This is a genomic window from Zunongwangia profunda SM-A87 (assembly GCF_000023465.1).
In the GTDB taxonomy this organism is placed as follows: domain Bacteria; phylum Bacteroidota; class Bacteroidia; order Flavobacteriales; family Flavobacteriaceae; genus Zunongwangia; species Zunongwangia profunda.
Window position 1 is genome coordinate 414412 of record NC_014041.1, and the last position, 14140, is coordinate 428551.

Annotated in this window: 12 protein-coding genes; 5 read left to right on the forward strand and 7 right to left on the reverse strand. The window is 36.6% G+C overall.

The features are described from left to right. Nucleotides 1-4 precede the first annotated feature (4 nt). The 3 genes from ZPR_RS01885 to ZPR_RS01895 all read left to right on the forward strand — a co-directional run bounded on the left by ZPR_RS01885 (nt 5) and on the right by ZPR_RS01895 (nt 4393). Nucleotides 5-1381 (forward strand): RagB/SusD family nutrient uptake outer membrane protein, encoded by a 1377-nt coding sequence (locus ZPR_RS01885; RefSeq protein WP_083759713.1) that lies wholly within the window; start codon nt 5-7, stop codon nt 1379-1381. Nucleotides 1382-1385: 4 nt separating this feature from the next. After that, entirely contained in the window at nt 1386-2552 is a 1167-nt protein-coding gene (locus ZPR_RS22380; protein ID WP_187288251.1) for a TlpA disulfide reductase family protein, read from the forward strand. A 347-nt stretch (nt 2553-2899) separates the two neighbouring features. Continuing rightward, on the forward strand, nt 2900-4393 hold the full coding sequence (locus ZPR_RS01895) for an aminotransferase class V-fold PLP-dependent enzyme (protein ID WP_013069905.1): 1494 nt from the start codon (nt 2900-2902) through the stop codon (nt 4391-4393). Nucleotides 4394-4532: 139 nt separating this feature from the next. Here the strand turns inward: ZPR_RS01895 and ZPR_RS01900 are convergent, their stop codons facing one another. The 7 genes from ZPR_RS01900 to ZPR_RS01930 form a co-directional block, all read right to left on the reverse strand. Continuing rightward, nucleotides 4533-5000 (reverse strand): hypothetical protein, encoded by a 468-nt coding sequence (locus tag ZPR_RS01900; RefSeq protein WP_013069906.1) that lies wholly within the window; start codon nt 4998-5000, stop codon nt 4533-4535. 206 nt (nt 5001-5206) lie between these two features. Beyond that, nucleotides 5207-5701: a hypothetical protein gene (locus ZPR_RS01905; RefSeq protein ID WP_013069907.1), complete on the reverse strand. Its 495-nt coding sequence runs from the start codon at nt 5699-5701 to the stop codon at nt 5207-5209. A gap of 202 nt (nt 5702-5903) precedes the next feature. After that, the gene (locus ZPR_RS01910; protein ID WP_049771510.1) at nt 5904-6308 is read right to left on the reverse strand and encodes a helix-turn-helix transcriptional regulator; all 405 of its coding nucleotides are present in this window, start codon (nt 6306-6308) and stop codon (nt 5904-5906) included. Nucleotides 6309-6796: 488 nt separating this feature from the next. Further along, nucleotides 6797-7831: a hemin-degrading factor gene (locus ZPR_RS01915; RefSeq protein WP_013069910.1), complete on the reverse strand. Its 1035-nt coding sequence runs from the start codon at nt 7829-7831 to the stop codon at nt 6797-6799. Beyond that, nucleotides 7828-8637 carry a heme ABC transporter ATP-binding protein gene (locus tag ZPR_RS01920; RefSeq protein ID WP_013069911.1) on the reverse strand — a complete coding sequence of 270 codons (810 nt, stop codon included), beginning with the start codon at nt 8635-8637 and terminating at the stop codon, nt 7828-7830. Before ZPR_RS01920 ends, ZPR_RS01915 begins: the two co-directional genes overlap by 4 nt. Next, a complete protein-coding gene (locus ZPR_RS01925; protein ID WP_041578532.1) occupies nt 8637-9671 on the reverse strand; it encodes a FecCD family ABC transporter permease in 1035 nt (344 codons plus the stop codon). The genes ZPR_RS01920 and ZPR_RS01925 overlap by 1 nt, the downstream gene beginning before the upstream one ends. Beyond that, the gene (locus ZPR_RS01930) at nt 9661-10536 is read right to left on the reverse strand and encodes a heme/hemin ABC transporter substrate-binding protein (RefSeq protein WP_041578533.1); all 876 of its coding nucleotides are present in this window, start codon (nt 10534-10536) and stop codon (nt 9661-9663) included. The genes ZPR_RS01925 and ZPR_RS01930 overlap by 11 nt, the downstream gene beginning before the upstream one ends. Before the next feature lie 179 nt (nt 10537-10715). Here ZPR_RS01930 and ZPR_RS01935 point away from each other — a divergent pair, with 179 nt between their 5' ends. Both ZPR_RS01935 and ZPR_RS01940 read left to right on the forward strand, forming a co-directional pair. After that, a complete protein-coding gene (locus ZPR_RS01935; RefSeq protein ID WP_013069914.1) occupies nt 10716-12833 on the forward strand; it encodes a TonB-dependent receptor plug domain-containing protein in 2118 nt (705 codons plus the stop codon). Between the two features lie 17 nt (nt 12834-12850). Next, nucleotides 12851-14047, forward strand: coding sequence for an HmuY family protein (locus tag ZPR_RS01940; RefSeq protein WP_013069915.1), 1197 nt, complete (start codon nt 12851-12853; stop codon nt 14045-14047). The last annotated feature ends 93 nt before the right edge of the window (nt 14048-14140 follow it).

Below are 14140 nucleotides of genomic sequence, written 5' to 3' on the forward strand. Positions count from 1 at the left end.
CATTATGAAAAACAATATATATCTATCAAGTTGTTTTATGTTAGCCCTTTTAACACTTTTCAGTTGTGAGGCTTATTTAGAACCCGACCTTTCAGACAATCAATTAGCAACCTCAGATGTTTTTGCTTCTGATGCTACTGCTATATCCGCTATAAATGGTGTTTACGGAGACTTTATGTTACGAACTGATCCTATTAATATTTCTAACGGGAGCCTAAGTGTGATGGGAGGACTTTGTGCAGACGAATTGTACGATTTTACACAGACGTATCAATCGTATAATATTAATGAAGTTCCTTTTACTGCTTTTGGCCCGGATTATTATTACTGGTATGATACCTATAATATTATCTATTCGGCAAATGCTATCCTGGAAGGACTTGAAGATGCACCTAATGTTTCTGAAGATCTTAAAGTTCAATTACGCGGAGAGTCATATTTTGTAAGGGCTTTTCTACATTTTTACCTGGTTAATATGTATGGTGGGATACCCTTAATCACCTCTACTGATTATAAGGAGAATGCTTCTAAGGGTAGAGCCTCTGTTGCTGAGGTTTATGAACAGGTAATTACAGATCTTAAAAGTGCTGAGGATCTTTTGACAGATGAATATCCCAGTGATAAAAAATTGCGACCTAATAAATATGTGGTTCAGGCGATGTTGTCTCGCGTTTATTTGTATATGCAAGAATGGAAACTGGCAGAAGATTATACGACAAAGCTAATCAACGGTCCTTATGCCCTGGAAGATGATGTTGAGCAGGTTTTTGGAATTGATAATCAGGAAACCATCTGGCAACTTATACCTTCAAATACAAATTCTACCGTGGTTAATGAAGGCCGGTGGTTTAATCCCGGGCAAACACCAACTTATGTGCTTACTGAAACTGCTTTGAACGCATTTGATGATGCAGATGCTCGTTTTGAGACCTGGGTAGATACCGTAAGTTATCAAAATGAGCTTTATTATTATCCTGCTAAATATGAACCTTTAGGTGGGTCAATTAATCAATATAGCATTATGTTGCGCTTAGGCGAGCAATATTTGATACGTGCCGAGGCACGGGCAGAGCAGGATATGCCCAATGAGGCTCTGGAAGACCTTAATAAGGTTCGTACCCTCCACGGTAACCTGGATGCGTATGCAAGTGGCATGAACAAAGAAGAAGTACTTGATAAAGTATTTGAGGAGCGCCAGGTAGAGTTTATTGGCGAATGGGGACATCGCTGGTTAGACCTCAAACGAACAGGGAAGGCAGATGCCGTTTTAAGCGCTTTAAAACCGCAAACCTGGGAGTCTACCGATGTACTTTGGCCTATAAACAATAGTGAATTACAATCTAACCCTAAACTAGAACAAAATCCAGGATATAATGATTAATATAATGAAAAGCACGAATAGATTAAGTTTGGTTTGTATTTGTATCGCTGTCTTGACGGCGGTGCAATGTAAAAACTCAGATTCCAACGAAAATTCAGAAGAAAAAGAGCAATTCAAAATTTCAGGAAAGATTAAAAATCAACCAGATGGGATGATTTATCTTGAAGAATTGGATGTTCCCGAAGGAGCTTCATCACTGGTAGACTCTGTACAACTTCAGAATGATCAATTTACTTTTAGCGGGAAAGTTGATTTCCCAAAATGGTATGCTATTAAAACTTCAGATACAACAGAGTGGCCTTTACGTATTGTTTTGTCTAACGAAGACATTACTATAAATGCGGTAAAAGATTCTTTGTACAAAGCAAAAGTAAACGGAGCCTCAGTTTATGCAGAGTATCAGGATTATTATGACACCTATTTTGAAAAAATTCGAAGTAAAGCAAGGCCAATATACCAACTGCTTGATTCGCTTAATCAAGGAGGAAAGCGAGAATTAGCTAAGAAGGAGCGGTTGATGATGGATAAAAAGTGGGAAGAAATGAGCAGATTTAGCGATAGTATTACTAAGCTTTATGTATCTAATAACCCTGGTAGTCTGGCGGCTCCTATGATTATTTCAGAGCGTTATATTCAATATGCAGATCCAGATAGAGCCGATGAATTGTACCAGTTGCTTGATCCCAAAGCGCAGTCTTCCTTTTATGGTAAAAAACTTTCCAAAGCTCTAGAGGGGTATAAATCGGTTGCAGTAGGCAGTAGAGCACCTGCTATAAAAAATCAGGTAGACCTTGAAGGAAACAAAATAGGCCTTGAGGATTATAAGGGAAAGTTTGTACTCGTAGATTTTTGGGCAAGTTGGTGCGGTCCCTGTCGTAAAGAAAATCCTAATGTATTAAAGGCTTATAATACCTATCACAGCAAAGGTCTTGAGATTTTAGCAATTTCATTAGATGAAAAGCGTGAACTGTGGGAAAAAGCTATTAAGAAAGATAAGCTTCCATGGAAACATGTTTCTGATTTAAAAGGCTTTAAAAATCAGGCCGCTCAGGATTATATGGTTAGTGCGATACCCCAAAATTTCCTTATCAATCCAGAGGGAGAGATTATTGCTACCAATCTTCGCGAAGAGGGACTTCATGAGAAACTGAAGGAAATATTTACTAATTAAGTCTAAAAATTCAAGCATTCTGAAAAAAATTAATCCTTACTAATTTAGATGATAGATCGGTTATGTACAGAAAATAGTTCTAGTATAAAACAGGTTGTTTTTAGAAATGGAACAAAGCAACCTGTAACCGTATTCCGTACTAATCAATACTGCAGGTGAGTATTTAAGCGGTGTTTAAACGATCCCAAAGCATATGAACCTGATTAGAGGGAGTTAGAAATTATATTCAGGAATTGAAAACAGATTAAAATTAATTTGATGAATATTGAAAGAGGGCTTATATGCTTGTTTAAGCTCTCTTTCTTTATAAAAGACCCGATATTTGTATTAGGTCAATAATTAAAAGGATGAAGAAAAACATGCAAAAAACTACGATGTCAGAAAATCTGGAGACTTATTTTCAAAGCTTTAGGCGAAATACCATAGGTGTAAATCATGAATTTAAATCGGTTTATGGAATCCAGAACCAATTATACGCTGATTGGATTGCGAGTGGAAGGTTGTATCAACCTATAGAAGAAGTGATTTGTAATAAGATAGGCCCTTTAATGGCCAACACCCATTCTTTTTCGAGCGAGACAGGCAAAGCGTCTACCTACGCCTATCACGAAGCCAGAGCTATTATAAAGCAACATGTAAATGCAGGAACAGATGATGTCTTGGTTACCACCGGCACCGGAATGACGGGTGCTCTGGCCAGATTGCACCGCATTATGGGGCTTAAAGCTAAGCAGCATTTGTCTGGATCTTTAGAGCGACCGGTTGTTTTTATCAGCCATATGGAGCATCACTCCAATCAGGTGCCATGGCAGGCTTTAGACGTAGATGTGGTACTTATAGCACCTGATGAAAAATTGCAAATGTCTCTGGAAAACTTAGAGACTCAGCTTAAAAAATATGCGGACCGAAAGGTGAAAATAGGTTCGTTCACCGCATGTTCAAATGTTACCGGGGCTATTGCTCCTTTTTATCAATTAGCAGAAATGATGCACGCCTATAATGGGCTTTGCTTTGTTGACTTTGCAGCATCGGCACCTTATGAAGTTATTGATATGCACCCCGAAAATAAAAACCAAAAACTGGACGCTATTTTCTTTTCACCACATAAATTTTTAGGAGGTCCGGGCACCAGTGGTGTTTTGGTTTATGATAAAAAATTGCATCAAAACACACATCCGGATACGCCCGGTGGTGGGAATGTAAAATGGACGAATCCCTGGAGTGATTATGGGTATCATACCGATCTGGAAACGCGTGAAGATGGAGGAACCCCCGGTATTCTTCAGGTAATTCGTACCGCTTTGTGCCTAAAACTCAAAGAGCTTATGGATCCTAAAATGATGAAGTTGCGTGAAAAGGAATTACTTGATTTGTTTTATGAAGGTGTTGCTGAATTTCCAGAGATTGAAGTGCTGGGAAATCGTGAAGAGAATCATATTGGTTGCGTCTCATTTAACGTAAGAGCAATGCATTACAATTTGGTGGTTAGACTACTTAATGATAGATTTGGGATACAGGTACGTGGCGGATGGTCTTGTGCCAGCAGCCTGGCACATTACCTGTTTAAGATTGATAGTGAGCAATCTGAAAAAATGATTCAGGATATTGAGAATCAAAATTTAACTGATAAGCCTGGCTGGGTAAGAGTGTCTTTACATCCCATTATGACCAATGCCGAGGTACAGAGCATTATTGAAGCCTTACGGGAAATTATACAGTATGGAAAAGAATGGGCAACAGACTATCAATATAATCCCAAAACTAATGAATTTGATAGCCTACGGCAGGATGATACTGAACTAAAGAAAGGTATGAAAGCGATGTTCTTGGGCTTAGCGTAATGTAAAAAATGCTATATGGCTAAATTTTTTCAAATTATATGAAGGAGGAGCCTTCTATCGTTTTTGAAGAGATTGGTGAATAATAGTACACTTTCCTAATCGCCATCTACTCGCTTAAAAAAATAAACCTATTAGAATATTAAAATCCCAGCGTTTCCGAGAGTAATTTTTTATATTCTTCTACATCATTCTTGTGTTTTTTCTGTAATCGAAACCACAATAATAGGACAATGGCGAAAGTAAGGGCGGCTAATAAATACATAGAATTTCCACTATTATTGCCTAAAACTATTGCCGCTATAAAACTTAATCCTAAAGAAAGATGTGCTAAAATCACAAATTTCCAAAGAATATTTTGGCCAAAAGAAATATGTACATCTGTTTCATCTTGATTATCTGCTCTGGATAATTTTCCGTTAACCACTAAATTGTTGTGGTAGACTATGTACCATGCGTACAGTAATCGTTTACGAATTTTAAAGGTGATGCGGCTGCTATTATCACTTTTGATATCTATAACAAACCCGTGAACCGATGCAAGGGAAGATTGTAAATTGTTCTTTATCTCAGCAGGGTTGTTTTTGACTTTAAAATTCCAGTTTTTCATAATATCAGTTTTAAAGAACCGGTATAATTATTTAATAAACCAATCTTAATTTATGCTTGAATATAATCATTATTTACCGATGATTTTATTTTTAAAACAATGATGATGGAAATTAGTTATACTATCGTTTTTAGTTTTTTCCTGTAAAAATATTTTAGACAATTGCGGACTTGTTAGTCGTTATTGCGAGATAGTGTCTAAAGTTATTATTTTGGATAAGCTTGCGAGTAGGGTTCTTCAAAATTTTCAAATAATCTTTTTAAAACCTTTGCGTTATTTGAGTAATAGCTTGTATGATTTTTTTCTAACAAGTCATAATATTTTTTTAACTCGTTTTTATTTTTTTGAAGAAAAGCTAATATGCCCTTGTAATACCACCAGAATTGTTCATCATCATTTTCTGATTTACCTTTCATTGATTCTTTGATATAAAATACAGCCTTTTTATATTGATTATCAAAAGCATATACCTGACCAATATGCCAATAGTCCGCATGCTTATTTCTTGTAGAATCAGACATAGAAAGAAATATAAGTTCACTAGCAGCTTCAACGTGTTGACCATGTTTACTTAATTCTCTCCAATCTTCTTCTAAGTAATCATCTGTTTTTGTAGTCCCGGGATTATCTTTATTTATTTTTTGATTTTGACCATAAGTAAATGAGGTTACCAAAATGAATATTAAAATAATCTTATTCATGATATTATATATTATGTTTTCTGATTAGAATTTTGCAAATATCTTTTTTCAAAATTCACAAATAGAGAATTTAAAGTTCACCACCAATTCTTCTTTTTGGTGATTATCTATTGATTTGTTTGAATAAAATATTGCCTTTTGACAATCATTTAAATATCCATAGGTCTAGATACTTTTTTAATTTTGAATGTTTTAGTTTTCACTATTTCTTATCCAATAACTTCTCTAAATAAGTTACTTTTTCCTTTTCCGCCTGTAACAATCTCTCATAGAGCTTTTTATTTTCTTCAACTGATTCCATTAATTTATCTAGCGGATTGAAAGTACAGTGGTTATTAAAAGTCCCATTACTACTATCCTGAAAACTATTAAAAAAATTTATGGCTAATTCTTCTGAAAAATTCTCAATTGCTTCCTTACTTACTCCTAAAACCTTAGCTACTTTTTCAAGTTTTTCATCTTCAATATGTTCACTTTGTTCTAAGCTGGAAACACTTTGCCGGCTTATTCCTAATTCGGCAGCAAGGGCTTCTTGCTTCATGCCCCGAAGTTCTCTTATTCGGCTAATTTTTCTACCGATATGACTTGTTTTTGTTGCTGTGCTCATAATCTCAAAGATAAACATTCTTTTTAAAAGTTTCGTTTATCACCCTTTGGAGTAAAAATAACTTCTTTATTTTTTTTAGATTACTTTGTTTGGTTGCAGTTGTTTTTTTAAAACTTGAAGTTTCGTAATATCACCATGTTTTCTTTTCTGAATATTAAGACCTAGAATTAGGATAAAAAGAGCGTGGATAATATTCTTTTTCACCATATACTCCTGGTGTGGCACAAACTAAAAAAGGGATTAAAAGTGAAACTTTAATCCCTTTTCCTGACTTTAAAACTTACTAGAACATATCCCACCATCTTTATAAAGCAGCAGAATAATCAAAAAACAAATAACTGCCAGAACGATTAAAATGATTTCCAGCATGACATAATTTTTACTGGTATCGGCAATTGGTATAATACCCCGATACCGGTTACTATTGGGAAATTCAAAATATTAAAAAAAATTGGTTTTATTTATTGCGGTTTTTCTGGGTTTTTTAATTACTGAAGTTGTGCTACAACTTCCTGCCATTCTTTAATTTCAGGTATGCCTGGTTTCCGTTTTCCAAAAAACTGAACAATTAATTCGTCATCTTTATCAAAACACTCAATAGAGGTAACAATTCCATCTTCGGTGGGCTTTCTAACCACCCAACAATTAGTGACGCCATCCATATTTAAATGAAGATTGAAATCTGGATCCATAATATTAAACCATTGCTGGTGCCAAAGCGTTTTATTTATTTTTCCGGTATGAATCTGGATATTCCCAGGATTACCTACAAAAACCATAATTGGCAATTCCTGCCTGGCAACCTTTTCTAACATGCTAACAATTTTTTCTTTTTCAATTTTATCAGCATAGTAGGCGCTGGGTGCTAATCTTAGCGCCTGGGAACGACTAATATTGTGCTTCTTTAATAATCCAAAAAAATGATGTGTATCTTTTAATTCTTCCCATGATTTTTGGAAACCGGCAAGATCAACTTCATTATCGTTTTTATACCTTGGGGCTTCGGCAAAAACGCTAATCTCTAATTTGGTATTTTGCTCTTCAGACTTATATTTTTCTACCAAAGCTTTATAAGCTTCAACATGACTTTGGGGCGTAAGGTAGATTTTATGAATAGCCATCCCATCTTCTGCAAAAAATTGCAAGCTAAGATGTTCTTTTCCGCGCGCCATTTCAGAAACGGCAAAAGCAAAAGCCCAGTGCATAAAGAAAATCCGCAGGTCGATATCTTCTCCAACAAAAAGTCCGACGGGCGATTTACCTATCGACGGATTTAGATATATTCCTTTTCGTTCGTGTACGCAGCTTTCGTTGCGCGTTAGCGCCATAACCTTGCCCAAAGATTCAATTTCCGGTAAAATTTCTTTAGGTTTATTTACTAATCGGGTAACCCCATTGTTGATTTTTGTCGCCAGTAATTCGGCTTCACTTACATTAAGCGCCTGGGCGGCGTTTCGTATTCTTAGTTGAGGTTGCTCTTCTTTAAGAGTTTCCCATCGCTGTTTTAAACTTGTTGTACTCATGGGTTTATATTTTGAATTATTGAAGCTGATTTTTCTTCACCAAAAACAATCATGGGTGTTTTTGCGAGCGGATGCGCCATGACCTTGCAGGGAAAATCGTAAACATCACAAATAGTTTTAGAGGTCAGCACCTCTTTGGGATTACCGTACTTTATCGTTTTACCATCTTTAAGTAATACAATACGATCTGCAAATTGGGCGGCAAGATTTAAATCATGCATTACGATGGCAGCCATATTTCCTTTCTTTACAAAGTCTTTTATCACTTCTAAAACTTTATGTTGATAATAAACATCCAGGTTATTTAGGGGCTCGTCCAGTAACATTAATTTCTTTTGAAAATTATTAGTGAGCTGGGCAAATATTCTGGAAAGATGAATGCGTTGCTTTTCCCCTCCCGAAAGTTGATTGTATGATTTGTCCTTAAAATGACTCATTTCTGTAAGCTTTAAACTTTCCGCAACCACTTTTAGATCGGTAATACCCGGCCTACTGACAAAATAAGGATAGCGCCCCATCATGACCACTTCGTTTACCGGTAACGGAATATCCTGTTGATGATGTTGGCTAAATTTAGCCCTTGTTTTTGCCAATCTTGCCGTTGTCCATTTTTTTATGGATTCTTGTTGAAAACGGATTTCTCCGGAATACTTAATTTCTTCGGTTAAGGCTTTAAGCAAAGTACTTTTACCCGCACCATTGGGACCGATAATAGCAAAAAGCTCTCCCGGTTGAATACTAAAGTTAATATCTTCAAGCAGCTTTCTGTTTTTGATGTGGATGTTTAACTGATTTACGGCTAACATTACAATGCTTTTTTAAATTGCAGAAGAATTAAAATAAATACCGGGGCGCCCATAAAAGCAGTAATGATACCTATTGGGATTTCGATGGGCGCTAAAGTGGTTCGGCTAATAATATCTGCTGTTAGCAGTAATACACTGCCAAAAAGTGCTGAGAGTGGTAAAATTAGTCGGTAATCAGATCCTAAAAGCAATCGTAAAATATAAGGAACAATAAGTCCTACAAAGGCAATAGTTCCAGCAAAAGCTACTGAGGTACCAACAACTAATGCCGATAGCCAGATAATTTTAGCATGGTATTGTTTTACGTTAATGCCTAAATGCCTTGCATTTTCTTCTCCTAGCATCATGGCGTTTAAGGCTTTGCCATTACCTAACAGGAGACTCAGGCAAATAAGATTAATGGTAAAAAGGATCATCACTTTAGACCAGTTGGCGGCACCTAGGCTCCCAAGTCGCCAAAACGTAAGATCACGTAATTCGTCGTCTTTAGAGATAAAGGTCAAGAATCCCGTCGTAGCTTCGGCCAGGGCTGCAATGGCAACGCCGGCTAAAAGCATAATCACTACGTGTGTTTTTCCATTTTTAAAGGAGATGCTGTATACCAGTATCATGACTAAGAGCGCACCGATAAAAGCAGCAATAGAAATTAAGGAATAATGTAAAATTTCAGGAAGAAAACTTTTAATGGTACTCCCTAACACAATGGCTACAGCGGCAAAGAGAGCAGATCCCGCGGTAATTCCTATAATTCCCGGGGTGGCAAGAGGATTTTTAAACATACCCTGTAATGACGTTCCGGTAACAGCAAGACCTGCGCCCATAATGATTGCTAAAATAGTTCGTGGCATACGTACATCAAAAAATATATAGGCATCGGTGGGGTTTACTGCTACCGTGTCATCAAAAATGCTTTTAAATAAAAGCAGAAAATCATTCCAGTTTAACTGGTATACGCCCAAGAGGCTGGAAGCGATGAAAGCGACAACCAACAGGGTAAGACCTAAAGACATATACCATTTAAACTTAGTTTGCATATTGGCTAAGCTCTTTGTTAAGTTGGACTGCGGCTTCTCCTGTTCTGGGGCCAAAGCCTGTTAATAATAAACCATCCATGCTAACTACCTGTCCTTTTTTTACTGCGGTAGAATTGGCTAAACCCGATATTCCTTTTAAACCTTCTATCCCGTTTACACTTTGTAAGCCGCTATCAAAAAATAAGAGTACATCGGGATTGGCCTGTGCAACAGCCTCTGTAGTAAGCGGGCGATAATCATCATACGTATTCATAGCGTTTTCACCACCGGCAAGCTCGATCATTTTTGCCACTGGAGTCTCTTTCCCGGCCACAAGCAAGGTGCCGGCCCCACGCGCATAGACAAACATTACCCTTGGTTTGCTTTTAAATTCCTCTAGAACATCAAGCTTATTTTCGATGTTGTGGGTTATTTTTTCCGGAGCTTCAGTATTAAGATCTTTGGCTACCAAGTTTATCAGGTTTTTAGCATCTTCTACTGAATATTCAGGTTCGTAATAATGAACAGGAACTTCTAAAGTATTAAGCTGGGAAATAATATCTGCAGATAATTCCTTTTTTACCGCAAATATTTGTGTTGGTTTTTGCTGAAGCAGGGCTTCCACATTTAAATTCATCACATGGCCAAGGTCGGTAGCCTTTTCTTTTAAGTTTTCCGGGTAAATGCTGGTCACATCTACAGCTACCAGTTGATCCTGATACCCTAATTCACTAATAATTTCGCTTAGTGTTCCATTAAGGCTAATAATACGTTCCTGTGATTTTTCTGACTCAGATTCTTGTGATGATTTCATATCAGATTCTGTGTTTTTACAGCCAACGATGGCGATAACACATAGAAGGATGGACAGTTTAAATAGTTTCATTTATAATTTTTATTAAATCTAAATAAATCAAATGTAAAATTCATTTTGAAAGAATTCCATTTTCAAATGTTAAATTTATTTTTATTTAGATTGTTTAAAAATAAAAACAATTTTTACTTGTAGTTTTCAATTTCAGCCTTTAAGTTTGCGACTAAATTTATTTAAACTAAATCTAAATAATGAGATTTTCAGTTTTTATTTGTTTCAGCCTAATTGTTGGGAGCCTTTATTCACAAAGGGATTCGGTAAGGGTTAATACATTAGATGAAGTGCTGTTATTTGGAAACCAGTATACCATTTCCAGTATCGATAAGGAATTATTCACTGTAAATACTATAAGTGCCCAGCAGATTAACCAGGTTGGAGCAAACAATCTTGCCGATATTTTAAATCAGCAATTAAACATCAGCATTACGCCCAATGCCGCAGACGGCCGTTCTACCATAAGTATGTTTGGATTGTCCGGCGATTACGTGAAAATTTTGGTCGATAATGTACCGCTGGTAAGTGATAATGGCTACGGCAATAATATAGACATTACGCAGATCAATCTGGAAGATATTGCCCGTATAGAAATCGCCGAAGGCGCTATGGGAGTTCTTTATGGTGATAACGCTGTTGCAGGAGTTATTAATATTATCACCAAAAAATCTACTGCTTCTAAATGGAATATTAGGGTAAGCTTACAGGAGGAAACGGTTGGTGAAGAATATAATTTTGAGGATGAAGGAAGGCATATCCAAAACTTAGCTATTGCACATAATATTTCAGATCACTGGTATGCTTCGGCTAATTTTTCGAGAAACGATTTTAATGGATTCAAAAATAATTACTTCGGGAGGGACTATTTTGGTTTATCGGGAAACAGTGTAGTTAATGACGGTCTTCGAGGTTACGAGTGGAATCCAAAGTTGCAGCATAGTTTAAATGCCATGCTGAAATATGGTAAAATGAACTTCAATTTTTTCTACAAGTTCAATTATTATAACGAAACCCTGGATATTTATAATCATTCGATTAATCCAAGAATTCAGAATGGAGAATACGATATCATAGCTAACGACGAGCAATTCGTAAGCAACCGATTTAGGCATGAAGCCCAGGCTTTTGGACGTATAAATCAGATAGATTATAATCTTTCACTATCGTATCAAACCCAAACCAGAGACTATGAGAATTATGTGTATGATCTTAGGCAGCAAGGTAAACGGAGTACCACTAAAAATACCACTAATCAGGAAAGTGATCTTTGGTTTTCTAAGGGAACGTTTACCAACTTATTGTCTAAATCGGCCGATTTTAGCCTAACCGCAGGTTACGAAATCACCTATCAGGAGGGATATGATGCCGTGGCCAGCGGAGCCTATTCCAATGATATTGCCCAGCAGGATTTGGGGAATTACGATGTGTTTTCTCAGCTTTCTTTTACCAAAAAGAACTGGTCTTTTTATCCAGGCGTTCGCTTAAACAATAATTCTAATTACGGTAGTAAACTTATTTGGTCTACCAGTGCTAATTACAAGCCGGCAAAGAATATAAAACTCCAGGCGGTTATAGGGTCGGCTTATAAAACACCAACTTTCACTAATTTATACTACTATTTTGTAGATGCTAATCATGATGTTCGTGGTAATCCCGATTTGACCCCGGAAGACGGAATTTCTTATCTGATCTCTGCGGAAAAAACTTCAGTCTTCAATAAGCAATTTCAGCTTCAGAATAATCTGAAATTCTTCCATTTTGATATTCAGGATAAAATAGACCTGGCGGTAGTGGGGGATAATTCACAGATGCAATATTTAAATATCAGCGAATATAAAATCCTGGGAGTGTCTACTGAAAACAACTTGAGCTATAAAAATTTTCAAACCAATATCGGATTAAGTTATACCGGGATTTCACAAAGCCTGAAAACCGAAACATCTAATCCAGATGATTATCTGTTCAGTTTAAATGCTACGGCGGCGCTTCGATATTACTGGCCAAAAGCAGAAACACGTTTTTCAGTATTATTAAAATATAACGGCGAGTTACAGCAATATTTTAGAGATAACGATACCAACGAATTTGTAAAGGGAACGCAGGAAGATTACTCGTTAATGGACGCCAGTATCAATAAATATTTTTTTAAGAAACGTTTTGAAGTTACCCTGGGTGCCAGAAATCTATTTAATGTCGTTCGTGTAAACAATGCGGCTATTACCGCTATGGGCGGTCATGCTGCGCCAGCAACTTCACTATTGTTTGGGTATGGCCGCTCTTATTTTTTAAAACTTTTATATAACCTTAATATGTAATCCTAATTAATATACCAATGAAAAAGAATATTTTACTTCAATTATTTTGCCTCTCTTTTGTCGTGTTTAGCTGTAGTAGCGATGATGATAATGTGAGTGTTATCGAAATTCCCGCAGTAGAAAGTGCGGTGCTAGATATAGAATCTGGAGGTTCGAATGAACCTAATCAGGTATATATCGATCTAAGTACAGAAAAGACAACTGTAGTTCGTCGTGATAGCTGGGAACTTGGTTTTATAAGTACTGAAAACCGGGTGGTTTTAAATTCGTCGATTTTAGTTTCAGCAGTAAAACTTGATGGCATTAATGATATCGATGCGGTTAGTGAGGATACTTCGTTAGTAACTCCAATGAATTTAAAATCACTTAATCTTGCGACGTTTCAATCAGTAGATGTGAGCGTAACAACAGTAGAAGAGTTACTTGTTGGTTTACCAATAGGATATTCTATGTATGGAGATCCAGAAAACAATATATCCTTTACAGATAGCAGCATTGGAGATTTGGATGATACAGCCATAGGAGATATTGCAAACTCTGAAACTGATGCTGAGGTTTATGTGGTTTCTCTTGGAAGTGAAATCCCAAATGATCCAGCCGAACCAGGATCTGTAAATCATACTGGTGATCACCGTGGCTTTTATAAGATTAAAGTGTTTATGGATAACAATGATTATGTATTGCAGTATGCTCCCCTAGGCGAAAATTCACATTCACAAGTTGTGATCAATAAAAATGAAACGTACAATTTTACTGGTTTTAGCTTAGCAAACGGTACTGAAGTTGATGTAGAGCCAAACAAGGGAAACTGGGATATAAACTATACCAGTGTATATTCTTACTACGGAAGTATGGGGGGGATGAATGCCGGTTTAACGTATTCAGATTATGTAGTGCATAATACTTTAAACGGAGTAGGGGTTTATATGGTACTTACGGAAGAACCTGGTGAAGGAGAAGATGCAGATCCTGTAGCCACCGGAGCACCATCTTACGAAGATTTTACCTTAGACGATATAAACGAAAATAAACTTGTATTCAACGATCGCGCACTAATCGCTAGTGGATGGCGCTCTACCAGTAATGGTGCAAAATCAGATCGTTACTATATTATAAAGGATACCGATGGTAACTTTTACAAGCTAAAATTTACCGCGTTGCTCAATGAACAAGGGGAACGCGGTTATCCTCAGATCGTCTACGATCTTTTATAAGGAGTATTGTTTTAATTAGTCTTAATCCCTGTTTTTTTTAAGCAGGGATTTTCTATTCGATTATCGAGCCATGTGCATTCCTAATCGCAGGAT

What these genes read in the sequence shown, in the direction of transcription:
- ZPR_RS01935 (WP_013069914.1), top strand. Translation starts at nt 10,716, where the DNA reads ATGAGATTTTCAGTTTTTATTTGTTTCAGCCTAATTGTTGGGAGCCTT.
- ZPR_RS01930 (WP_041578533.1), bottom strand. Translation starts at nt 10,536, where the DNA reads ATGAAACTATTTAAACTGTCCATCCTTCTATGTGTTATCGCCATCGTT.
- ZPR_RS01940 (WP_013069915.1), top strand. Translation starts at nt 12,851, where the DNA reads ATGAAAAAGAATATTTTACTTCAATTATTTTGCCTCTCTTTTGTCGTG.
- ZPR_RS22380 (WP_187288251.1), top strand. Translation starts at nt 1,386, where the DNA reads ATGAAAAGCACGAATAGATTAAGTTTGGTTTGTATTTGTATCGCTGTC.
- ZPR_RS01925 (WP_041578532.1), bottom strand. Translation starts at nt 9,671, where the DNA reads ATGCAAACTAAGTTTAAATGGTATATGTCTTTAGGTCTTACCCTGTTG.
- ZPR_RS01900 (WP_013069906.1), bottom strand. Translation starts at nt 5,000, where the DNA reads ATGAAAAACTGGAATTTTAAAGTCAAAAACAACCCTGCTGAGATAAAG.
- ZPR_RS01905 (WP_013069907.1), bottom strand. Translation starts at nt 5,701, where the DNA reads ATGAATAAGATTATTTTAATATTCATTTTGGTAACCTCATTTACTTAT.
- ZPR_RS01915 (WP_013069910.1), bottom strand. Translation starts at nt 7,831, where the DNA reads ATGAGTACAACAAGTTTAAAACAGCGATGGGAAACTCTTAAAGAAGAG.
- ZPR_RS01920 (WP_013069911.1), bottom strand. Translation starts at nt 8,637, where the DNA reads ATGTTAGCCGTAAATCAGTTAAACATCCACATCAAAAACAGAAAGCTG.
- ZPR_RS01885 (WP_083759713.1), top strand. Translation starts at nt 5, where the DNA reads ATGAAAAACAATATATATCTATCAAGTTGTTTTATGTTAGCCCTTTTA.
- ZPR_RS01910 (WP_049771510.1), bottom strand. Translation starts at nt 6,308, where the DNA reads ATGAGCACAGCAACAAAAACAAGTCATATCGGTAGAAAAATTAGCCGA.
- ZPR_RS01895 (WP_013069905.1), top strand. Translation starts at nt 2,900, where the DNA reads ATGAAGAAAAACATGCAAAAAACTACGATGTCAGAAAATCTGGAGACT.